Below are 21,845 nucleotides of genomic sequence, written 5' to 3'. Positions count from 1 at the left end.
TACAAAGATCTTCTCGGCCGGTTGTCGATTCCGCTGGACCCTGAGCGTCGGGTAGGCAGAGGAACGAAACGAATCAAGGAGACGTCAAATGCCCCAGTACGCGGTCATCATCCACTCGCCCGCCCCGGCCGACCCGATGGACCTCACTCCCGACTACGTGGCCCTCCTCGAAGGCTACGGCCCGAAGGTCGCCGAACTCGGCGGCACCATCGTCACCGGGTTCGCGCTGGAGCCCAGCACCACCGCCACCTCGATCCGCGGCGACGTCGTCACCGACGGCCCGTTCACCGAGGCCAAGGAGGTCGTGGCCGGATTCTTCGTCCTGGAGGCCCCCGACCTGGACGTCGCCCTGGCCATCGCCAAGCTCAACCCGGCCTGCATCGACGGCGGCGTCGAGGTCCGGCCGCTGTTCAACCCGCCCGCCTGATGGAGGAAATCGAACAGGCGGTGGCCGACGCGCACCGTCGCGAGTGGGCCTTCGTGCTCGCCGCGACGGCGCGCGTCACCGGCGACTTCGACCTCGCCGAGGAATGCGTCCAGGACGCCTACATCGCCGCCCTCGACGCCTGGACGCGCGACGGCGTCCCCCGCAAACCGGGTGCCTGGCTGACCCAGACGGCCAGACGCAAGGCGCTCGACCTGTTGCGCAGGGACAAGGTCTTCCGCTCGAAGATGCCCCTGCTCGTCGAACCCGACTCCGAACCGGACGGGACCGAGATGCACCTGACCGACGACGAGGACGCGATCCCCGACGACCGACTCCGGCTGATCTTCACCTGCTGCCACCCCGCCCTCGCCCGCGAGGCCCAGGTGGCGCTGACCCTGCGGCTGGTGTGCGGCGTGACCACACCCGACATCGCCAGGGCCTTCCTGGTGCCCGAGCCGACCATGGCCGCCCGGCTCACCCGGGCCAAGAAGAAGATCACGGCGGCCCGGATCCCCTACCGGGTGCCGGGCGCCGCCGACCTCCCCGAGCGGCTCGACGCCGTGCTGTCGGTGATCCACCTTCTCTACACGACCGGCCACACCGCCCCCTCGGGCGGCGAACTGGTGCGCGCCGACCTGGTCGACCGCGCGATCGCGCTGACCCGCATGCTGCTGGCTCTGATGCCCGACGAGCCGGAAGTGCGCGGGCTGCTGGCGTTGCTGCTGCTCACCGACGCCCGGCGCGCGTCACGCACGGATGCCGACGGGCGGCTGGTGATCCTCGAAGATCAGGATCGCTCGCTCTGGGACCGGGCCGCGATCGCCGAAGGCCGCGATCTGGCCGTCGGGGCGTTCCGGACCGGCCGGGTGGGACGTTACGCGGTGCAGGCGGCCATCGCCTCGCTGCACGCGATCGCCGCGAGCACCGCCACGACCGACTGGAAACAGGTGGTCGCGCTGTATGACGTACTGCTGAGAATCTGGCCCTCCCCCGTGGTGGCGCTGAACCGGGCGGTGGCGGTCGCCATGGTCGACGGCCCTTCGACGGCACTTGACGAGGTCCAAAGGCTGGGGGAAGACGACCGGCTTGCCGGTTATCAGTACCTTCCGGCGATCCGGGCCGATCTCCTGCGCCGTCTGAAGCGCTTCGAAGACGCCGCCGAGGCCTACCGCGCCGCCATCGCGCTGGCCGACAACGCGGCGGAAAGGGAATTCCTCGAAAGTCGTCTCGCCGAAGTTGTCGATTCGGCCGCAGGGCGCTCGTCGGGAGGTTAGACGACACGAAGGAGACCTCCGATGAAGGCGACCCGCCGCGAATGGCTCGGCCTGACGGTGCTGGCCCTGCCGACCCTGCTGCTGTCCCTGGACGTCAGCGTCCTGTTCCTGGCTCTCCCCCACCTGAGCCGCGACTTGGGAGTCACCGGCACCGAGCAGCTCTGGATCCTGGACATCTACTCGTTCATGCTGGCCGGATTCCTGGTCACCATGGGCACTTTGGGAGACCGGATCGGCCGCCGCAGGCTCCTGCTGATCGGCGCGGCGGCCTTCGGGGTCTGCTCGGTGGCGGCGGCCTACGCGACCAGCGCCGAGACGCTGATCGCGGCCCGCGCGCTGCTCGGGGTGGCCGGCGCGACGCTGATGCCGTCGACGATGGCGCTGATCAGGAACATGTTCCACGATCCGAAGGAGATGGCCGGGGCGATCGGCATCTGGTTCTCCTGCTTCATGGCCGGCATGACCCTCGGCCCGCTGGTCGGCGGCGCCCTGCTCGACCACTTCTGGTGGGGTTCGGCCTTCCTGCTCGGCGTGCCGGTGATGGTGCTGCTGCTGGTCGTGGGCCCGGTGCTGCTGCCCGAATACCGCGACCCGCAGGCCGGTCGCCTCGACCTGACCAGCGTCGCGCTGTCGCTGGCCGCGATCCTGCCGGTCATCTACGGCCTGAAAGAGATCGCCCGGACCGGTGTCCACGTGACGGCACTGGCGGCGGTCGCCGCAGGGCTCCTGGCGGGATTCTGTTTCGTACGCCGCCAAGCACGCCTCACCAGCCCGCTGCTCGACCTGAAGCTGTTCGGGAACCGCTCGTTCGGCCGCGCCCTCGGCACCTCGATGACCCTGGGCGTGGTGATGGCCGGGATCACCCTGGTCACCTCCCTCTACCTGCAGAGCGTGGCCGGTCTGTCGCCGCTCGAGGCCGGGCTGTGGATGGTCCCGCAGGCCGTCGCGATGGCCGCCGGCCTGATGACCGCCCCACGCCTGGCCGCCAGGATCCGGCCCGCCACTCTGATGACGGCCGGGCTGGTCGTGGCGGCGATCGGGATGTTCGTCCAGACCCAGACCAGCGTGGCGACCGTGGTCGTCGGCCTGAGCCTGGCCGGGATCGGCATCGCCCCCACGATGGCTCTGACGATGAACCTGATCATGGCCTCGGCCCCGCCGGAGAAGGCCGGTTCCGCGGCGTCCCTGTCGGAGACCGGCGGCGAGTTCGGCGTGGCCATGGGCATCGCGACCCTGGGCAGCCTGGCCGTCTACGTCTACCGTTCGTCGTTCACCGTCCCCGACGAGGCGGCCAGGCAGGGCATCGCCGAAGCGTCGGTCGCCGCCCAGCGGCTCGGCGGCGCGGCCGGCGAACAGCTGATGGAAGCCGCCCGGACGGCCTTCACCTCGGGGCTGGTCGTGGTGGCCACGGTCGGGACGGTCGTCTTCGCCGGGTTGGCCCTGCTGGTGTGGCTGGCGTTCCGGGACGTCCCTGTCGTCTCCGTCACCGAGGAGGAACCGGTCCTGATCAGCTGATGACGAGCCCCTCCAGCTTGTCCAGCCAGTCTTGATGGACGCGGCCGAACGGCTCCCGCCGGTTGGTCACCGCGTCCATCAGCCATTCGGCGGCCTGTTCGGCCTGCTCGATGACGTCGAGCGGATAGCCGAACAGGACCTGGTGCTCCTCGAACTCGTCGGCGTCGTCGAGGAAGATCCGCCCGTCGGTCTTGCGGATCACGTCGAGATCGAGATCGATCATGGTGATCTCGGTGTCCGTGATGTCCGGGAGGGTGGTCACATCGACGTAGACGGCCGTCTCGTGCGGCCAGGCGTTGAAGGAGGCCGTCCACCACGCGTCCCGGGGGAACAGCATCACGAAGGGGAACTCGTAGGTGAACTTCGGCACGTTCCCCTTGCGGCCCACTATGCCTTTGCGGTGGCCGGTCCAGACGCCGTGCTCGTCTTCACCGAGGAGGACACCCGGGAAGTTCCAGTGCAGGGAACCGTCGTATTTGCGGTAAACGATCGCCAGGTCCGTCACGTCATCCGACCTTAACCGAAGGTGGGACAGAATCAGAGGTATGCGTTTCGCCATTCTGGGCCCCCTCGACGTGCGCCGCGACGACGGCACCCCCGTCGAGCTGAGCGGCCCGCGCGGACGCGCCCTCCTCGCCACCCTCGCCCTCGACGCCGGCAAGGTCGTCACCACCACCCGCCTCATCGACGTCCTCTACGGCAGCGCGCCTCCCGCCGGAGCGGTCAACGCCCTCCAGGCCCAGGTCAGCCGGCTCCGAACCGCACTGGGCGGCCACATCACCCACACCCCGTCGGGCTACCGCCTCGACGCCGCCCCCGACGACGTCGACGCCCACCGCTTCGAACGCCTGGCCGCCGCGGGCCACTTCACCGAGGCCCTGTCCCTGTGGCGCGGCCCCGCCCTCGACGGCCTCCCCGACACCCTGGCCCCCGCCGCGGCCCGCCTGACCGAACTCCACCTGACCAGCTTCCTCGGGATGATCGACGCCCAGGAGGCGATCCCCGCCCTTCTCACCGGCACGGAGATCATCCCCGGCCTGCCCGAGATGATCTCCCGCCACCCCCTCCACGAGGGCCTGCGCGCCCGCCACATCAGAGTGCTGGCCGCCCTGGGCCGCCCCGCCGAGGCCCTGACCGCCTACGAAGAGGCCCGACGTCTCCTCGACGAGGAACTCGGCACGACGCCCTCACCGGAACTGACGGCCGCCTACATGGCTGTCCTACGCGGCGAAGGCCAGTCGGCCCCCTTCGATACGACGCCGCACGGATCCGCGCTTACCGCCCTTGCCGGGGACACGCGTGTCGCCTCCGGACAGACGGCCGACTCGTCAGGCTCGTCCCCGCACAGCCCGAAATCTCACGAGCGCGTCGGCGTCCCCACTCTGCTGACCGACCTGGTCGGCCGGGACACCGAACTCGCCGCGATCCGCGAACTGGTCTCCACCGCCCGTCTGGTCACCCTGACCGGCCCCGGCGGCACCGGCAAGACCCGCCTTGCCGCCGAGGCCTGCGCCCACGTCGACACCCCCGTCTACTTCGTCGAACTCTCCGCCCTGGCCGACGGCGCCGAGCTTCCCCAGGCCGTCCTCAGCACGCTCGGCCTGCGGGAAGGACGCCTGCTACGGCAGGACGCGCAGCCGGTCACCGACCCGTTCCACCGCATCGCGGCCGGCATCGGCGACCGCCCGATCCTCATCGTCCTGGACAACTGCGAACACCTCGTCGAGGCCGCCGCCGCCTTCGCCGGACGCCTGCTGGCCGCCTGTCCCGGCCTGCGGATCCTGGCCACCAGCCGCGAACCCCTCGCCATCACCGGCGAGCGCCTGCGCCCGATCCCGCCGCTGGCCCTCCCGCCGTCGGGCATCGACCCCGCCGACGCCCTCTCCTACCCCTCTGTACGTCTGTTCGCCGACCGCGCCGCCGCCGTGAAACCGGGCTTCTGGGAGACGGCCCACGCGAGCGAACTCGACGCCGTGGTCAGGATCTGCCGCGCCCTCGACGGGCTGCCGCTGGCGATCGAACTCGCCGCGGCCAGGGTCCGCACGCTCCCGGTGACGGACATAGCCGACGCGACCGACCCGTTCGCCGTGCTGGCCCGCGGCAGCCGTACCGCAGAACCCAGACACCGCACCCTGCGCGCCGTGATCGCCTGGAGCTGGGACCTGCTCGACGACGACGAACGGACCCTCGCCCGCCGCCTGACCGTCTTCCGCGGCGGCGCGACGCTGAAAGCGGCGCAGGAGGTCTGCGGCCTGCCCGCGCACGATGTCCTCGACCTGCTCGCGGGCCTGGCCGACAAGTCGCTCATCGAGGTCGCCGGAACCCACTACCGGATGCTCGACACGATCCGGGCGTTCTGCGCCGAACAACTCGCCGAAGCGGGCGAGGTGGAACGGCTCCGCCAGGCCCACGTCGCCTACTTCCTCGACTTCGTCACGACCGCCGACCCCCACCTGCGCACGGGCGGCCAACTCGACTGGCTGCGCCGGATGGACGCCGACCACGAGAACCTGCTGGCCGCCTTCCGCCGGGCCGACCCCGGCGACGCGCTGCTGCTGTTCTCCGGCCTGACCGGCTTCTGGTGGCTGCGCGGCCTGCGCAGCGAGTCGGACGCCTGCGCCCGCGAACTCCTGACCCGTCTGGGCCCGGAACCCGAGATGTCCGAAGAGCTCGCCCTGTGCGTCCTCAGCGCGATCGTCGGCGGTGGCCCCACCCCCGAGTTGCGCCCCCAGGTCGAGCGCGTCGCCGCCTGGATGGAAGGATTCCGGGCGCCCAACCGCCAGCCGCTGCTCTGGGTGCTCTGGTCCCAGGCCGTCGGCCCGCCCGATCCGGCCATGGCCGAGGAACTGATCGCCATCCAGGCCACCTTCGACCTCGACCCGTGGACGCGCGCCCTGTCCCGGTTCGGCTGGGGTCTGCTGGCCCTGTTCGACGGCGATCCCGGCCGGGCCGAGGAACACCTCCTCCCGTCGCTGACGGGATTCACCAAGATCGGCGACCGCTGGGGCATGGCCATGGCCCTCACGGGCCTGGCCGACATCGCCGAGTGGACCGGCCGCCGCCAGGAGTCCCTCGACCTCATCAGCCAGGCCCTCGACCTGGTCCAGACCCTGGGCACCACCGTCGACATCGCCGACCTGCTCTGCCGCCGGGCGCAGAACACCCTGGTCCTGTCCGAACGATCGGGCGCGGCGGCCCCGGAGATGCGCGCCCGCGCCCACACCGACTTCTCCCACGCCGCCGAACTCGCCCGCCACGCCGGCGCGATCGAGCTGATCGGCCGCGCCCACATCGGCCTGGCCGACCTGGCCCGCCTGCACGGCTCCCTGTCCGAGGCCAGGAAACTCACCGAACAGGTCCTCACCGACCTGACCGAGAGCGGCGGCGACTGGTTCAGCCTCGACGAGATCCGCGTCGCCGCCCACCTCACCCTGGGCTGGACCGCCTACGGCGAAGGCGACCCCGACAGCGCCGAACACCACCACCGCCAGGCCCTCTCCTCGGTGTACGTCCAGCGCAACCGCCTCCAGGCCGCCCGCGTCACCGAAGGCCTGGCCGGCGCCGTCCTCCTCCGCGACGACCCGACAGGCGCGGCGGCCCTCCTCGGCATCAGCACCGCCCTCCGCGAGGGCCTCCCCAGCGACGAACCCGACCCGATGAGACTGGTCTCCCGCTGCCGCGCGATCTTGGGCGAAGCGACGTTCGCCGCCGCCCACGCGAGAGGCCTGTCCATGCCGAAAGACCGCCTCATCCCCGTCGTCCTGGAACTCTCCCCACCCAGCTGACCGTCAGGACTCCGTCAGCGTTCTGTCAGCGGCGTCAGTGCGCAGTCAGCCGCAGGTCAGCGGCCTCCTTGAGGCTGGGGCCATGACTTCCACCACCCCCGTCACCGCCGGGAAGAAGTGGGGCACGCTGGTCATCTCGTGCCTCGCGATGCTGCTGCTCGCCCTTGACATGACCGTTCTCCACATGGCCACCCCGCGACTGGTCGAGGACATGACCCCGTCCGCGACCCAGTTGCTCTGGATCCTGGACGCCTACGGTTTCGCCCTGGCCGGCCTGCTGATCACGTTCGGCAACATCGGTGACCGCATCGGCCGCAAGAAGCTCCTGCTGATCGGCACCGTCGCTTTCGGCGCCGCGTCCGCAGTGACCGCCTACGCCCCCACTCCCGAGTTGCTGATCGCCGCCAGGGCGCTGCTGGGCGTGGCCGGCGCGACCATCATGCCGTCCACTTTGTCGATCATCCGCAACGTCTTCACCGACCCGAAGGAGCGCACCTCCGCCGTCGGCATCTGGAGCAGCGTCTCGGCTCTCGGTTTCGCCATCGGCCCGGTGGCCGGCGGCGCCCTGCTCGCCCACTTCTGGTGGGGTTCGGTCTTCCTGATCAACGTCCCGATCACGATCGCCCTGGTCATCGGCGGCGCGCTCGTCCTGCCCGAATCGCGCAACCCCCGCCCCGGCCGCCTGGACATCGTCAGCGTCCCGCTGTCGATCGTCGGCGTCATCTCGATCGTGTACGCCATCAAGGTCGCCGCCCACGACGGCATCGCCGACCCGGCAGTCTGGATCTCCGCCGCGCTCGGCCTGATCGCCTTCGTCGTGTTCGTCCGCCGTCAGACCAAGCTGTCCGAGCCCCTGATCGACGTGCGGCTGTTCAAGGTCCGCGCCTTCTCCGGCGCCGTCGGCGCCAACGTGGCGATCATCTTCGGCATGCTGTCGATCTCGGTGGCCTTCGCCCAGTACTTCCAGCTCGTCCGTGGCTGGTCCCCGCTGATCGCCGGCCTGGCGGGCCTCCCGGGCGGCATCGGCGCCGCGATCGCCGGCGGCTTCGCCGGCGCCCTGGTCATGGCCCTGGGCCGGGCCAAGATGGTCGCGCTGGGCCTCGCCCTGACCTCGATCGGATTCTTCCTCTACGGCCTGATCGACGTCGACACCAGCTACGGCTTCATGCTCATCCCGATGGCGATCGCCGGCCTCGGCATGGGCTTCACCTTCGCCGTGACGAACGACACGATCATCGCATCGGTGCCACGGGAGCGCGCCGGAGCGGCGTCCGCCATCTCCGAGACCGCGACCGAGGTCGGCGGCGCACTCGGCATCGCCATCCTGGGCAGCATCCTCGGCGGCCTCTACACCGGAAACCTGATCATCCCGAGCGGAGTCCCCGCCGACGCCGCCACCGTGGCAGGCGAGTCGCTCGGCGGCGCCGTCCACGTGGCGTCCCTGCTCCCCACCTCGATCGGCGCCCAACTCCTGGAGGCCGCCCAGCGCACCTACGTCGACTCGATGCACTCGACCCTCATGGTCGGCGGAATCACCATGATCGTCCTGGCCCTCGCCTGCCTGTGGGCCCTGCGCGGCACCCCGAAGGAGATCCCCGAGGTCATCCTCGACGACACCGGCCACGTCGAGCAGCCCGTCCACTGATCACGAGGAAACGGCCCTCCCACGGGGGAAGGGCCGTTCTCCGTGTCTTGCCGGAAGTTCGGTGACGCCTTGATGTGCCGCCCCGGAAAGCCGTCGTTGCGGCGGGATGGATCGCGGCCGCTTGGCGCCGGATGCGGTGGGGGCAGGCGGTGGTGGGCGGTGCCGGCCAGGCGGAGCCGTAACGGATGAAGAGGCTTTGGCTTTTAAAGCGGGCGCCTCGCCGCATCCATCGCGGCCCGTGGAAGGGCTGGAGCTCTCGCCCGGCTCTCGACGTGACAACACAGTGGCCCTTCCCTTTCGGGAAAGGGCCACTGTGGCGTTCGGGTCAGGCTTCCACGACCACCGGGATGATCATCGGACGCCTGCGGTAGGTGTCGCTCACCCAGCGGCCGACGGTGCGGCGCAGGATGCGACGGATCTGCTGTACGTCGGCCACGCCGGCCGCCGCGGTCTCCTGCAGCGCCTTTTCGATCTGGGGGATCACCGCGTCGAGCGAGTCGGGGTCGATGCCCGAGCCGCGCGCCGTGATCTCCGGACCGCCGGTGAGGCGGCCGGTGGTCGAGTCGACGACCACCACGATCGAGATGAAGCCCTCGTCACCCAGGATGCGCCGGTCTTTCAGCGCCACCTCGGTGATGTCGCCGACCGAGGTGCCGTCGACGAAGACGTATCCGGCCGGAACCGCACCGGTCACCTTCGCCTGACCGTCGACCAGGTCGACCACGACCCCGTCTTCGGCGATGACGATGTTCTCCTCGGGCACGCCGGTCAGCCGCGCGAGCTTCGCGTGGGCGCGCAGGTGGCGCCACTCCCCGTGGACGGGCATGAAGTTCGACGGCTTGGTGGCGTTGAGCACATACATCAGCTCGCCGGCGGCGGCGTGGCCGGACACGTGCACCAGGGCGTTGCCCTTGTGCACGACCTTGGCGCCCCACCGGGTCAGGCCGTTGATGACCTTGTTGACCGCCGTCTCGTTGCCGGGGACCAGCGACGATGCCAGCAGCACCGTGTCGCCCTCGGCGATGCGGATCGGGTGGTCGCGGTTGGCCATGCGGGACAGCGCCGCCATCGGCTCGCCCTGCGAACCGGTGCAGATGAGGACGACGTCTTCCGGCGGCCACTCCTCGATCTCCCGCGAGTCGACCAGCAGCCCGGCCGGGACCTTGAGGTAACCCAGCTCTCGGGCCACCCCCATGTTCCGGACCATCGACCGCCCGACCAGGGCGATCTTGCGGCCGTGCTTCTGGGCCGCGTCGACGACCTGCTGCACGCGGTGGATGTGGGACGCGAAGCAGGCCACGATGATGCGCTTGTCCGCGACCCGGATCACGTCGTCGATCACCGGCGCGATGTCACGCTCGCTGGTGACGAACCCGGACACCTCGGCGTTGGTCGAGTCGGACATCAGCAGGTCGACGCCCTCGGCCCCGAGCCGGGCGAATCCGCCCAGGTCGGTGAGGCGGCCGTCCATCGGCAGCTGGTCCATCTTGAAGTCGCCGGTGTGCAGGACGATGCCGGCGGGGGTCCGCACGGCGACCGCGAGCGCGTCGGGGATCGAGTGGTTGACCGCGAAGAACTCCAGCTCGAACGGCCCGAACCGGCGCCGCTCCCCCTCGACCACTTCCACCGTGACCGGCTGGATGCGGTGCTCGGTCAGCTTGGCCTCGATCAGCCCAAGCGTCAGCTTGGCCCCGACGAGCGGGATGTCACGCCGCTCGCGAAGCAGGTAGGGCACCGCGCCGATGTGGTCTTCATGGGCGTGGGTCAGGACGACGGCCTCGATCTTGTCGAGGCGATCGCGGATGTATTCGAAGTCGGGCAGGATCAGGTCGACCCCGGGCTGGTCGACCTCGGGGAACAAGACCCCGCAGTCGACGATCAGCAACCGGCCTTCGTATTCGAAGACCGCCATGTTGCGGCCGATCTCCCCGAGCCCGCCCAGGGCGACGATCCGCAAGCCTCCTTCGGGTAGGGCCGGAGGCGGACCCAGTTCCGGATGGGGATGACTCATACACGCACCCCGAGATCATGGGGTGTAACCAGCAGCACTCAATCTCCTATGACCTTCAGGCCGCCCGCGACGAGGTCGGCGCGGAGCAGCGAGTTCTGTTCAGGTGTTGCCTCGACCAGCGGCAGCCGCATTGGACCGGCTTCCTGGCCGACAAGTCTCAGAGCCGCCTTCGCCATGATCGCCCCACCGGCCTGGTTCATGATCCCCGAAACGACGGGCACCAGACGCAGGTGGATCTCGCGGGCTCCCGCGACGTCACCCTGGCGAAAACGATTGATCATCTCTGCGAGGTCTGCCCCCGCGACGTGGCCGATCACGCTCACGAAACCGGCCGCCCCGACCGACAACCATGGCAGGTTGACCGCGTCGTCGCCCGAATAGACGGCAAGCGACTCGGCCGCGAGCATGACTTCGGCCGTCGTCTGGAAGTCTGCCTTGGCATCCTTCACCGCGACGATCCGCGGATGCTGGGCCAGCCGGATGAGCGTCTCCCGTGCGATCGGGATGACGGACCGCCCCGGAATGTCGTAGAGCATCACCGGCAACTCGGTCGCATCGGCGATGGCCACGAAGTGCCGGTAGAGCCCCTCCTGGGGCGGACGGCTGTAGTAAGGCGTCACCGCGAGCAGCCCGTGAGCACCGGCCCGCTCGGCCGCCTTCGCCGCCTTCACACTGTGGGCGGTGTCATAAGTGCCGACACCCGCCACGACGAAGGCCCGGTCTCCAACAGCCTCGACCACGGCCCGGACGAGAAGCTCTTTCTCCTCGTCGGTGGTGGTGGGACTCTCACCCGTGGTCCCGCTCACAACGAGGCCGTCATTGCGCTGCTCGTCGACGAGATAGCCGGCGAGCCGCCCTGCCGCGTCGTAGTCGACGGCTCCGTCGACGGTGAAAGGGGTCACCATCGCGGTCAGCATGCGGCCGAAGGGGGCGTCAGAGGTTCCAGTTGGCGATGCCATAGACCGAACGGTACCTGGATCCGCCCAAACGGTGGACCCCGCCACCCCGCCTGTGGATAACCCGGCGCGGATATGAGGGCGCGAAAGAGGCCGCCGATATGTGCTCGGGGGTACACACATCAGCGGCCTCTATCCCTCAATCGAGCTGTCTTACGGCCGCGTTACAGACTCTTGGAAGATATTTTCCCGCGTTGACATGCAGCCAGATGGCTGCCTATCGTTCGATGGCGTGGACGACGAGGCCTTCGACGGTGTTTTCCGAGCTCTGGCCGACCCCAGCCGCCGGAAGTTGCTCGACCGGCTCAACGCCGTGAACGGCCAGACCCTGCGTCAGTTGTGTGACGGCCTGACGATGGCCCGCCAGTCGGTGAGCAAGCACCTGGCCGTCCTGGAGTCGGCCGGCCTGATCACCACGACCAGGCGAGGCCGCGAAAAACTCCACTACCTGAACGCCGAACCCGTCAACGCAATCGCCGACCGCTGGCTCGGCCGGTACGCGAGAGCCAGGGCGAGCGCCCTGGCCGACCTCAAAACCGCATTGGAGCAGGCGCCCATGACCTCAACCGAGTTCGCCTACACGACGTACATCAAAACGACCCCCGAGCGCCTGTGGGAGGCCCTCACGACACCGGAGTTCACCAGGCAGTACTGGGGCATCTCACTCGAATCGACATGGGAGGTCGGCGCGCCCGTCGTGTGGGGAATGGGCGATGTGATCATGGACGATCCGGACCACCAGGTGGTCTTGGAGTCCAAGCCGTTCGAACGGCTCGCCTACGCCTGGCACACCCTCACCGACGACTTCGCCAAGGCCGTCGACCTGGGCGGAGAGCAACTGACCGCCTGGCGCGCGGAGCCGCGCTCGAAGGTGACCTTCACCCTGGAACCGATGGGTGAACTGGTGAAACTCACGGTCATCCATGACGACTTCATGAAGGGCAGCGCCATCCTCCCGGAGATCAGCCAGGGCTGGCCCTCGATCCTCTCCAACCTGAAGACCCTCCTGGAAACAGGCGAGCCCCTCCCGAACCTGACCTGACCTGACCTGCTCGATCTTCGCGACCACCAGGGAGACCCGCGACGCCTTGGAGCCTGATTCCTCCAGGCTTTGAGCCGTCGGGTACGAACCCGTGCCGCGACGGCCGCCCAATCAGCCTCACCACGCCCGAAATTTCGTGACATCCACAGGCGAGGCGGCACCCACGCGCATCCTTCCGTACCGAAATTTCGGGACATGAGTTGGAGTCCAGCGAGCCACCCACTGGATCCGGAATTTCAAGAAACGGGCATGGCCCAGATCCCGCCTACATTCGGGACGCGAGAAACGGCCATCCGGAACTCCTCCGGGACACCACATCCGGCTGTGCGAGTAGTCCAAAATCGGTCGAATAAGGGGCCCGAAACCCGTCCTCCGTGTACTGGATACGGCCATGCTGAATCGGGCGCGCCTCCTACTGGTCACGCCGGTGGAATTCGGTGGACGACGCCGGCCGCACACCCCTCAGTAAGTCGCCCGGCGAGATCGCTCCGACGACGCCCAGCGAAAGGTCGCGCAGGGGATCCGACACGGACGGGCACCAGCCGGGCCCGATCTGCGGGAGTGGACGAAGCCAGGCCGCAGGATCGTCGAGCTGCGCCCACGAGGTGACGTACACATCTCCCAGACCCTCATGTCCCCAGGCCGTGGCCATCGAGCGGACGATCCCGAGGCCGCGGCCGTGTTCGTCGCCGGGCAAAGGGCGTTTCTCCCTCGGTACGTCAACCCCACCGCCAGAATCAGTCACTTCTATACGAATGGAGCGTTCCATCTTAATAACGCAAATGCGGACAATACCGCCATCGAGGCTTTTGCTATAGCGAATGGCATTCGAGAAGAACTCGGAAACGATGACCTCGGCATCATGGGCGAGTGGGTGCCCATCGAGGTAGCGCCGGACGAATGCCCTGGCCACGGCTGCCATCGAGGGCCGTCCAGGCAGGGACAAAGTATGACGATCCACGACAGGATCCTCCACAGGTCGTGAGTAAAGTTGGAATCACAACTGATGGCCATTACTCTGGGTTGTGCATCGGATACGGGAGGATCGGAATTAACGCTTTACAGTCCAAGGATGGATAAGTGGCCAACTCCGATCCGGTTTACCTGCGTGTTGTCGAAGACCTCCGCCGTCAGATAACGGAGGGCCTGTTGCAACCCGGAGCGCCGATTCCCTCGCGGCACCAGATCACTAGGAAGTACGGAGTGGGCGAAACCGCCGCCCGCCACGCGCTTCGAGTGCTGGCCCAAGAAGGGTTGATCATCGGCCGCGTCGGGTCGGGCCATCGGGTCCGCCAACGGCCGGACCTGCTCCCGCTCCACCGTGCACAGGCCCACTTCTCGACCGACATGCACGCCATCGGGCGCCGCCCGACGTGTGACGTCAAGACCGATTCCGCCGAGGCCAGGCCCGACATCGCCATACGCCTGCGCATCGCCGCCCAATCCCCCGTCACGAGAACGCGCATCGTCTATCGCAGCGACGGCAAGCCCGTGCAGCTGGCGGTGTCGTACGAACCCGTCGTCTACAACGACGGCACCGACGACATCACCCAGGTCGCCCACCGCCTCGGCGGCAACGGCCTGAAGCTGACCGAGGTGACCGAACACGTGTACGCACGGGTCCCCCAACCCGTGGAAAGCGACGTACTGGACCTCCCCGCCGGTGTTCACGTGCTCCACGTGGAACGCACCCACTGGGCGGGCGACAAACCCGTGGAGACCAGCGACGTGATCATTCCGTGCGACCAGTTCCGGCTCGTCTACACCCTCCCTGCTCCCTACGGAGACCAGACCAGCCCCACCCGCTGAGGCCCTCCTTCCAACGGGCTTCTGTTCTGTGTACGACCGGATCGCGGGAACCTGCTGTCGGCGAGGTTCCCGCGATCCGCTTTGCGGTTGCGGGTGGTGGCGTGCGGGGCTTTCCAACACTTCGGTATGTCCTGTCTCAAGATCACCTGACCTTTCCGGTCGCTGAAGCCCTCCCTCCAACGGACTCCAGCGACCGGCCCTCACCGAACGCCGGCGAATCTTCGCCGGCCACCGCACTGGCGGAGTCGGCGAAACCGTCGTGCCGTGCGGCGGCACCCAGGCCGGGGCTACGAGGCTCCTTTGTGCGTTCGAGGCGCACACCCAATGAGTCGCAACAACGATCGAGTTCGCCTTTGGCGTCCGATCTCTCCACGGGCTCACCTCGCGTGCGCCCAGAGACTGACTGCGTGCGCAGACAACAGCCCCTCGCAACGAGCACTGGCCGATCTGGGTCCGCTCGTCCGCGTATGCACTACAAGCACAAGCTCGCCATGGGCGTCTCAACCCCTCGATGCGCACACCTCACAGTGCACGAACCACGGATACCGACCACGGTCCGCCCAGGTGCGCATGCCCAACAAGCCGCGATCAATCGCAAGCTCGTCATGGGCGTCTCCGCTTTTGGCGCGCATAGCCCCTGCGACGAGCGCTCGCCACCTCAGCCCACCCAGCCGCGCGTCCCCAATAGGTCGCAAACAATTGCAGGTCACCTGGGCTACTCGACCCCTAGACGCGCGGGCTCTCGCTGGCCTCGCTTCGTTCAACTACCCGTACTTGGCCCGCGATGACCGCGCACAAGCCCACCACGAACGTCTCAACTCTCGGTCGCCCCTCAACAGACGGGCACTCAGGCATGCGTGCGTAGTGCTCACCGAGCATGTTCTGTCAGCGGCGCATGCCCAGCGAACGCTTGTAGGTCGCCTTGGGCCCTTCCGTCCCTCGCTCTGCCGGGACCACGGCTCGGGAGTCTGCGGCTTCGGGCATTCCGGTGTAGGTCGCGATTCGCCGGCGCGCTTTGCTGCAACCGGTCACCGGTGCCTCCCGACAGACTCCAGCGACCGGCCTCGCCACTCAAGAGCACAGATCCCCCTGCGGAGGGAGATTGATGGGCATCGGCTCGGCAGCAGGGCGTACACGAAAAGTGCTTTTCGCAATAACCGTCGCGGTGCCGCACCTGGCGGGTTCTCATCACCAGCGCCCATGGATGACACGCATCGCGAAAGTCAGCCAGCGATCGTCCCGGAGACGTACTCCCGGATCGAGTCCTTCTGACCGAGCCAGCAGGTCAGGCTTACTCAGGACGAGATCGGCAGACCAATGCCCGGTCGGGTGGCTCACCGCCGACTGCGCACGCAAAAGCACCCAGTGCCTCACAGCATGCCGTCACCCAGTCGGGCGCAGACGGCATCAGTGTCACCTGAGTGGAGGTCAACCAGCCGCTGGAAGCTGCCGATGCGTTCCAGCGGCCGGCCCCCTCGCTACCCGGCAAGGCAAGGCAAGGCAGGCGGCGAGTGCTTGTGGGATCTCTGACTCCGGCAACCTCGAATCGGGCAAACGGTGAGCCTGGATGTCCATCTGGGCCAACGTCGTGTGAGATCTGCCGGTCGCTGGAACCCTCCCTCGTCCTGATATGGAGTTCCAGCGACCGGCCCCTCGCCACCCCACAAGTGGGGGCGATGTGGGGCGGCGAGCGCTTTTGAGACGTTGCGGCACATTGTGCTGGCCGCCCTTTCCACTTGGCCACGTAAGCGATTCCGACACCCTCTACGGGTACGGCCGGAATCGAAGTGCAGCACAACATGACCATTCGGCACAAACCGTGCGGCAACCATTCTCCGAGGTCTACAGAACCCGCCGCTCGAGACCAGCCAGCATCCCCGTCGGTCAGGGATGGCGGTCAATTCAGCTCACGGAAAGCGATCACACACTCTCGACGCGGGCGCACGGCAGGCTTCCCGGCCTTGGCCAGGTCGTACAGGAACTTCCAGAGAACGGTACGAACATGCCCAGACGGCAATGACGCAGACATACTCTCGCGAACGAGGCAACAGGACATCCCGGCAGAACAAGCAGTTCTAATCAGGGGAATCGCGTCACAGCCACGCCTGGGACATAAACCACTTTCGGCTGTATACCGGATGGACAAATGCGGGCACCGCAAGAACGTCGGCGGGTGGTGGTAAAACGTGCGTCATGGGGTTGCGGGTCAAGGACATGGCGGCGGGCGATCAGCCACGTGAGCGTTTACTGGAGAAAGGAGGAAACGCCCTGGCCGATCGTGAATTACTGGCCATTCTCCTCGGATCGGGCAGCCGTGGCATGAGCGCCGTCGAGCTCGCCTCGCGGGTGATCTCCCACTGCGGCGATCTCGGGGAACTCGCGCGTTCCGAACCACATCGGCTGCTCAGCGTTCCGGGGGTCGGGCCGGCGAAGGCCGCCCGTGTCGCCGCCGCGTTTCATCTTGTACGTCGCTCGCAGAGCAGCCCCGGCCCATTGCGCATCACCACCTCGGCCGATCTCGCCGCCCTGGTGGCTCCGCTGCTGCGGGAGCAGGCGAAGGAGCGGCTGGTTCTGGTGGTCTGCGACACCGGCGGCGGGGTGCTGCGCCAATCGGTGATCACGGAGGGTGGAAGCGACCACACCTCACTTCCGGTCCGCGACGTGATCACCGCGGTTCTGACCTCGGGAGGAGCGGCGTTCGGGGTGGCACACAACCACCCGAGCGGCTCCATCGAGCCGAGTCCTGCCGACGTGGCCTCGACCGACCACCTACGACGAGCTTCCGACATCGTTGGCCTCACCTTCCTCGATCACCTCGTTGTCACCGACACCAGGTGGCGCCGGGTTGCGTAAGCCAATCTACATATAGGTCTAGTCACCGTCTATAGAGACTTAGCAAGTGTCTGGTTTCTGGGTGTACGTACTGTTTGGTCTAGGATACGAAGATGCTCGACCGAGAGGGACCTGTGCCGGTCTACAAGCAGATAGCCGAGGAGCTCCGGCGGAAGATCGCCGACGGCGAGCTGAGCCCCGGCGACGCCATCCCCAGCGAGGCGGAACTCGAAGCCGAATACAACGTCGCGCGCATGACCGCCCGCCGGGTCGCGCGTGAGCTCCGCGACCAGGGGCTCGCCTACACGATCCAGGGCGAGGGCACCTTCGTGGGCACCCCTGACACCCCGCGATCGGAGCTTCCGGTCTACCAGCAGATCGCGAAGGTCCTGGCGGAGAAGATCCGCTCAGGCGAGTTCCCCGCGAACCGCGCGCTGCCCAGCGAGAAGACCCTGATGGCCGAACACGGCGTGGCCAAGGCCACCGTTCGCCAGGCGATCGCGACCCTGCGCAAACAGGGATACGTGTTCACGGTCCCCTATCGCGGGACATACGCGACGGCCCGCGAGAAGTGGCCCAAGCCGAAGCGCCCACCGGCGAACCGCCTCAACGGGCGGTGACGTCGGGCCCTCCAGCGTGGTCCGGGTCGCGTGGGTCAACAAGTCGGAATGCGCCGACGCGGGGCAGACAAGCACCTGCTCCGGGTCGGCGCGCCCGCTTCGGCACCCACCGTGGGTCATTCAGCTTCGTACTTCGTAACTCTCGGCCCAGCTGTCGTTGCTTCTCTCGCACTCCGGCAGGGTGATCATCCGCTTCGAGATGTTCAACACATCCCGGGACTGTTGGACCGTTGGTGTCTGCGGTTCAGGCCTGTGTTCACGGGTTCGACGCGGCGCGGACCTCGGGCTCGTATATGTACGGCTGGGTGCGGGTCACCAGCTCGAAGCCCCGTTTCCGGAGCGTCGACTCTGACGTCGGCAACGCGTCGACGAAGACATGGGTGCGGTCCCGGTCGCGGGCCTCGCGCAGTCGGGCGCCAACGGCTGCGATGAACAGGCCTTGCCGACGATGTGTGGTCTTGGTCCTGGCACCGGCCAGTTCGGCAAAGCGGCTGCCTTCCTTGAAGTAGACACGTCCCGCCGCGACCGGCTCGCCGTCGACGTAGGCGACGTGGACACTCATCGCCCCGGGTGTCTCACGCAGGATGCGCGCGAGCCGTTCCCTCTCCTCCTCCGCGTTCCGCCGGCCGATCTCCCGGGAGATGGCCGCGTAATCGGCCAGACCTCGCGGGTCGGCGATACGCCTGACGTCGAAGCCGGTGGGGTCGAAGGCGGTGAGGGCTGTGTCGTCAAGCCTCAGCGCGAGGACGCTTTCCGGGGCCTCGGGTGCGAAACCGGCCGCGACCAGGCGAGCGCCCAGATCGGATGGCTCGTCGTGTCCGTAGGTCTTCCACTCCAGCGTGTAGCCGCCGGATCGGGCCAGGGCGACCTCCGCGGCGATGACCTCGTCGACCTCTTCCTCTGCGCAGCGGCTGTAGACGATTCGGCACTCAGCGCCGTCCGCTGACGATTCGCGGACCACGCCGCCGCGTCCGGCGGCCTCGCCATCGGCCCGACGGTCGTCATCGAGACCGGCGAGGAGGTCCGCAGCATTACCGAACTGGCTCAAGTTGCAAGGCCTTTCCGCTCTCGGACCATCGGAGGGCTTCCCCAGGCGGTCTCGCCTTCGACACCCTCCTCACAGGGCAGTAGACACCTAGCCGGTGAGGCGGCAGAAAACACGGTACGAGCGTCTCGTCATCTGGCCCTGGAGCGTTGGGTCGCGGCGACGCAGATCAGCACGGCTGCCGCCGCCACGATCATCCACGGGTCGAACGGCTCGCTGAGCAGTAACCACGCCCAGGCCAAAGTGAGCAGCGGCTGGGCCAACTGGGTCTGGCCGGCTCGGGCGATGCCGCCCTGGGCGAGGCCCGCGTACCAGGGGATGAAGCCCAGGTACATGGACACGAGGCCGACGTACAGGAGACCGGAGACCGACTCCCCGTCGAGGGTGACCTCTGTCGTCATCGCCAGCCACACGGTGATCGGGACGGTCAGCGGGGCGGCCACGACGAGGGCGTAGGAGACGACGCGCCAGCCGGGGGTGGTGCGGGTCAGCCGGGCGCCTTCGGTGTAGCCGACGGCGGCGGAGACCAGGGCGAGGACGAGCAGCAGGTCGGCCGGGGTGACGTGGCCGCCGCCGCGGGCGAGGGTGAACACGGTGATCGAGAGCGCCCCCAGGGCTGACGCGATCCAGAAGACGATCCGGGGGCGTTCGCCCGCGCGCAGGACCGCGAAGACCGCGGTCGCGGCCGGTAGCAGGCCGATGACGACGGCGGAGTGGGACGCGGACGCGCCTCCGTGCAGGGCCAGGCCGCTGAACACGGGGAACCCGAAGACCACGCCGACGGCGATGACCACGTAGGACCACAGGTCACGGCGGGGCGGGAGCAGCGGTGCGCGGGCGATCAGCAGGAAGCCGACCGCCACGACCAGGGCGAGTACCGCTCGGCCGATGGAGACCAGGAAGGGGTCGAGGCCGCGCATGGCGTACACGGTGGCGGGAAACGAGCCGGAGAAGGCGAGCACGCCGACGGCGGCGAGCGCCGTCCCGATGCGAGCCCGCGACCTCGCCGCGGCGACCTCCTGAGGAGGATCCGCAGCGGAAGCATCTTTCGGGGATCCAGGGCTCCCCGTAGTGCCTGCCGAATCAGCGAGAACGTCGGAATCTCCGTTATCCGTCACAACCGCTACAGCGCTTTTCGGAGATCCCGGAGTGCCCGGCCGACCTCCGGAAAGCTCCGTGGCATCCGCTACGACGGAAGAGCCTCGGTCATCGACGATGGAAGCTGCCCCGCCCGCCACAGATCCTGGGCGATCATCCGCTTCACCCTCAGCAGCGCTACCAACCGCCTCTGGATGATGGAAAGCAGTTCTCAGCTTCCGATCCTCAGCCAGGGCCCTGTCATCCACTACGCCGATCGGGTCAGTAGCGCTATCCTTACTCCTCATGATCGACGATAGCAGTATCGCTCGTCTGGCCGATACCCTGCGGGCCCGCGCAGCAGCCCTCCGCCCAGGTGACCGGCTCCCCTCCAGCCGGGAGATCGTCCAAGCCCACAGCGTCTCCCCCGGCACCGTCTCCAAGGCCATCGCCAAGCTGGTGGCCGAGGGCGTCGTCGTCACCCGTCCTGGTGCGGGCGCGTTCGTCGCGAGCCCCCCGCGACGCCATGAGACGGACCCCTCCTGGCAGACCGTCGCCCTGAGCGACCGGGTCATCGACGAGGCGCCGCTCACGTCGATCCTCCAGCAGCCCGCGGACGGCGTGATCCCGCTGACCGGCGGCTATCTCAACCCCGTGCTCAGACCGACCAAGGAACTCAGCGCCGCCGCCATCAGAGCGGTCAAAAGGCCGGACGCCTGGTCGATGCCCCCACGTTCGGGCATCCCCGAGCTGCGCACCTGGTTCGCCGGCGAGACGGAGACCACGCAGAACGACGTCCTGATCGTCAGCGGCGGCCAGGCGGCACTCACCCACGCCTTCCGCGCCCTGGCCGCGCCGGGCGACCCGCTGCTGGTCGAAACCCCGACCTACCCCGGCGCGCTGGCCACCGCGCGGACCGCGGGGCTGCGCATCGTCCCCGTACCGGCGGACGAACAGGGAGTCCGCCCCGACCACCTCGCGGAGGCGTTCGCGCGGACGAGGGCCAGGGTCTTCTACTGCCAGCCGACCCTGCAGAACCCGACCGGCGCGACCCAGTCGCTGGAGCGACGCCGGCAGGTCCTCGACATCGCCAGGGCGGCCAACGCGTTCGTCGTCGAAGACGACTTCGCCCGGTATCTCGCCACCACTCCCCCGCCGCCTCCGCTGGTGGCGCTCGACACGCATGGCACGGTCGTCCACGTCCTGTCGCTCAGCAAGATCACGGCCCCGAGCCTCCGGGTAGCGGGGCTGATCGCCAGGGGGCCCGCCGCCGCCCGGCTACGGGCCGCGCAGATCGTCGAGTCGTTCTTCGTCGCCCGGCCGCTGCAGGAGACGGCGCTGGAGTTCGTCTCCGCGCCGGCCTGGCGTCGTCACCGGGCGGCCGTCGCGGCGGAGATCGACGAGCGGCGTCACATCCTGCTGGAGAGCCTGCACCGCCATCTTCCGGAGGTCCAGACCGAACTGGTGCCGAAGGGAGGGCTTCATGTGTGGGTACGGCTGCCGCCCGCGCTGGACGAATCGGCTCTCGTCGAACGCGCCCAGCGGGCGGGCGTGCTGGTCAGCCCCGGGACGATCTATCACGCCGCCGAGCCACCGGGGCCGTGGCTGCGGCTCACTCATACGGCCGCGTCTCATCGGGCCGAGTTGGCCGAGGGGGTCATTCGCCTCGCGCGGGCTTACGGGGGACCGGGGACAGGCGCTCCCGGCGCTTCTTCTGCTGGAAGGCCAGGTAGGCGAGGTAGCTGACGTGCATGGTGTTCTCCTCAATGGAATCTCGACACCAGCTAAAGCGTTATGAGGGTGTCTG

16 protein-coding genes are annotated in these 21,845 nt (G+C 68.3%); 10 read left to right on the top strand and 6 right to left on the bottom strand.

Annotation, left to right across the window (positions count from 1 at the left end; genetic code table 11):
• The first annotated feature begins 88 nt into the window (after positions 1 to 88).
• Genes AW272_RS15555 through AW272_RS15545 form a run of 3 tightly spaced genes read left to right on the top strand, consistent with a single transcriptional unit; the run spans position 89 to position 3,216 of the window.
• Entirely contained in the window at positions 89 to 427 is a 339-nt protein-coding gene (locus tag AW272_RS15555) for a YciI family protein (protein WP_066365030.1), read from the top strand.
• Positions 427 to 1,701, top strand: coding sequence for an RNA polymerase sigma factor (locus AW272_RS15550; protein ID WP_083958355.1), 1,275 nt, complete (start codon positions 427 to 429; stop codon positions 1,699 to 1,701). The genes AW272_RS15555 and AW272_RS15550 overlap by 1 nt, the downstream gene beginning before the upstream one ends.
• A 21-nt stretch (positions 1,702 to 1,722) precedes the next feature.
• Entirely contained in the window at positions 1,723 to 3,216 is a 1,494-nt protein-coding gene (locus AW272_RS15545) for an MFS transporter (RefSeq protein ID WP_066365028.1), read from the top strand.
• Here the strand turns inward: AW272_RS15545 and AW272_RS15540 are convergent.
• On the bottom strand, positions 3,209 to 3,721 hold the full coding sequence (locus tag AW272_RS15540) for a DUF402 domain-containing protein (RefSeq protein WP_066365025.1): 513 nt from the start codon (positions 3,719 to 3,721) through the stop codon (positions 3,209 to 3,211). The two genes, AW272_RS15545 and AW272_RS15540, sit on opposite strands and share 8 nt — an antisense overlap.
• 40 nt (positions 3,722 to 3,761) lie before the next feature.
• Here AW272_RS15540 and AW272_RS15535 point away from each other — a divergent pair, with 40 nt between their 5' ends.
• The gene (locus AW272_RS15535) at positions 3,762 to 7,001 is read left to right on the top strand and encodes an AfsR/SARP family transcriptional regulator (RefSeq protein WP_066365022.1); all 3,240 of its coding nucleotides are present in this window, start codon (positions 3,762 to 3,764) and stop codon (positions 6,999 to 7,001) included.
• 82 nt (positions 7,002 to 7,083) lie between these two features.
• Positions 7,084 to 8,646 (top strand): DHA2 family efflux MFS transporter permease subunit, encoded by a 1,563-nt coding sequence (locus AW272_RS15530; RefSeq protein ID WP_066365020.1) that lies wholly within the window; start codon positions 7,084 to 7,086, stop codon positions 8,644 to 8,646.
• A 325-nt stretch (positions 8,647 to 8,971) separates the two neighbouring features.
• Here AW272_RS15530 and AW272_RS15525 read toward each other — a convergent pair whose 3' ends face one another.
• Entirely contained in the window at positions 8,972 to 10,657 is a 1,686-nt protein-coding gene (locus AW272_RS15525) for a ribonuclease J (protein WP_066365013.1), read from the bottom strand.
• Between the two features lie 38 nt (positions 10,658 to 10,695).
• A complete protein-coding gene (gene dapA / locus AW272_RS15520) occupies positions 10,696 to 11,616 on the bottom strand; it encodes a 4-hydroxy-tetrahydrodipicolinate synthase (protein WP_083958354.1) in 921 nt (306 codons plus the stop codon).
• Between the two features lie 229 nt (positions 11,617 to 11,845).
• On the opposite strand from dapA, the gene AW272_RS15515 reads away from it, so the two are divergent.
• Positions 11,846 to 12,655 (top strand): ArsR/SmtB family transcription factor, encoded by an 810-nt coding sequence (locus AW272_RS15515; protein ID WP_245657561.1) that lies wholly within the window; start codon positions 11,846 to 11,848, stop codon positions 12,653 to 12,655.
• Positions 12,656 to 13,067: 412 nt separating this feature from the next.
• On the opposite strand, the gene AW272_RS40610 is transcribed toward AW272_RS15515, so the two are convergent.
• Positions 13,068 to 13,577, bottom strand: a complete 510-nt coding sequence (locus AW272_RS40610) for an ATP-binding protein (protein ID WP_083958353.1) — start codon at positions 13,575 to 13,577, stop codon at positions 13,068 to 13,070.
• A gap of 158 nt (positions 13,578 to 13,735) precedes the next feature.
• Here AW272_RS40610 and AW272_RS15505 point away from each other — a divergent pair, with 158 nt between their 5' ends.
• The 3 genes from AW272_RS15505 to AW272_RS15495 all read left to right on the top strand — a co-directional run bounded on the left by AW272_RS15505 (position 13,736) and on the right by AW272_RS15495 (position 17,916).
• On the top strand, positions 13,736 to 14,464 hold the full coding sequence (locus AW272_RS15505; protein WP_066365004.1) for a GntR family transcriptional regulator: 729 nt from the start codon (positions 13,736 to 13,738) through the stop codon (positions 14,462 to 14,464).
• Between the two features lie 2,193 nt (positions 14,465 to 16,657).
• Positions 16,658 to 17,317: a JAB domain-containing protein gene (locus AW272_RS15500; protein ID WP_245657560.1), complete on the top strand. Its 660-nt coding sequence runs from the start codon at positions 16,658 to 16,660 to the stop codon at positions 17,315 to 17,317.
• Between the two features lie 92 nt (positions 17,318 to 17,409).
• Positions 17,410 to 17,916: a GntR family transcriptional regulator gene (locus AW272_RS15495; protein ID WP_066365001.1), complete on the top strand. Its 507-nt coding sequence runs from the start codon at positions 17,410 to 17,412 to the stop codon at positions 17,914 to 17,916.
• A 256-nt stretch (positions 17,917 to 18,172) separates the two neighbouring features.
• Here the strand turns inward: AW272_RS15495 and AW272_RS15490 are convergent, their stop codons facing one another.
• Together AW272_RS15490 and AW272_RS15485 are read right to left on the bottom strand one after the other, a co-directional pair.
• Complete coding sequence (locus AW272_RS15490) at positions 18,173 to 18,964, bottom strand: GNAT family N-acetyltransferase (protein ID WP_218010909.1); 792 nt, start codon at positions 18,962 to 18,964, stop codon at positions 18,173 to 18,175.
• Between the two features lie 128 nt (positions 18,965 to 19,092).
• Positions 19,093 to 19,923 (bottom strand): DMT family transporter, encoded by an 831-nt coding sequence (locus AW272_RS15485; protein WP_066365000.1) that lies wholly within the window; start codon positions 19,921 to 19,923, stop codon positions 19,093 to 19,095.
• Between the two features lie 421 nt (positions 19,924 to 20,344).
• Here AW272_RS15485 and AW272_RS15480 point away from each other — a divergent pair, with 421 nt between their 5' ends.
• Complete coding sequence (locus tag AW272_RS15480) at positions 20,345 to 21,784, top strand: aminotransferase-like domain-containing protein (RefSeq protein WP_066364998.1); 1,440 nt, start codon at positions 20,345 to 20,347, stop codon at positions 21,782 to 21,784.
• Positions 21,785 to 21,845 lie beyond the last annotated feature (61 nt).

It is taken from the genome of Herbidospora mongoliensis (assembly GCF_001570545.1).
Taxonomy (GTDB): domain Bacteria; phylum Actinomycetota; class Actinomycetes; order Streptosporangiales; family Streptosporangiaceae; genus Herbidospora; species Herbidospora mongoliensis.
Note: the sequence above shows the minus strand (reverse complement) of the source record. Positions and strands in the feature narration are given on the sequence as shown.

Bases quoted from the DNA above. Each gene is read 5' to 3' on its own strand.
- AW272_RS15555 (WP_066365030.1), top strand. From the start codon at position 89: ATGCCCCAGTACGCGGTCATCATCCACTCGCCCGCCCCGGCCGACCCG.
- AW272_RS40610 (WP_083958353.1), bottom strand. From the start codon at position 13,577: ATGGCAGCCGTGGCCAGGGCATTCGTCCGGCGCTACCTCGATGGGCAC.
- AW272_RS15530 (WP_066365020.1), top strand. From the start codon at position 7,084: ATGACTTCCACCACCCCCGTCACCGCCGGGAAGAAGTGGGGCACGCTG.
- AW272_RS15525 (WP_066365013.1), bottom strand. From the start codon at position 10,657: ATGAGTCATCCCCATCCGGAACTGGGTCCGCCTCCGGCCCTACCCGAA.
- AW272_RS15495 (WP_066365001.1), top strand. From the start codon at position 17,410: ATGCTCGACCGAGAGGGACCTGTGCCGGTCTACAAGCAGATAGCCGAG.
- AW272_RS15535 (WP_066365022.1), top strand. From the start codon at position 3,762: ATGCGTTTCGCCATTCTGGGCCCCCTCGACGTGCGCCGCGACGACGGC.
- dapA (WP_083958354.1), bottom strand. From the start codon at position 11,616: ATGGCATCGCCAACTGGAACCTCTGACGCCCCCTTCGGCCGCATGCTG.
- AW272_RS15545 (WP_066365028.1), top strand. From the start codon at position 1,723: ATGAAGGCGACCCGCCGCGAATGGCTCGGCCTGACGGTGCTGGCCCTG.
- AW272_RS15480 (WP_066364998.1), top strand. From the start codon at position 20,345: ATGATCGACGATAGCAGTATCGCTCGTCTGGCCGATACCCTGCGGGCC.
- AW272_RS15500 (WP_245657560.1), top strand. From the start codon at position 16,658: ATGGGGTTGCGGGTCAAGGACATGGCGGCGGGCGATCAGCCACGTGAG.
- AW272_RS15550 (WP_083958355.1), top strand. From the start codon at position 427: ATGGAGGAAATCGAACAGGCGGTGGCCGACGCGCACCGTCGCGAGTGG.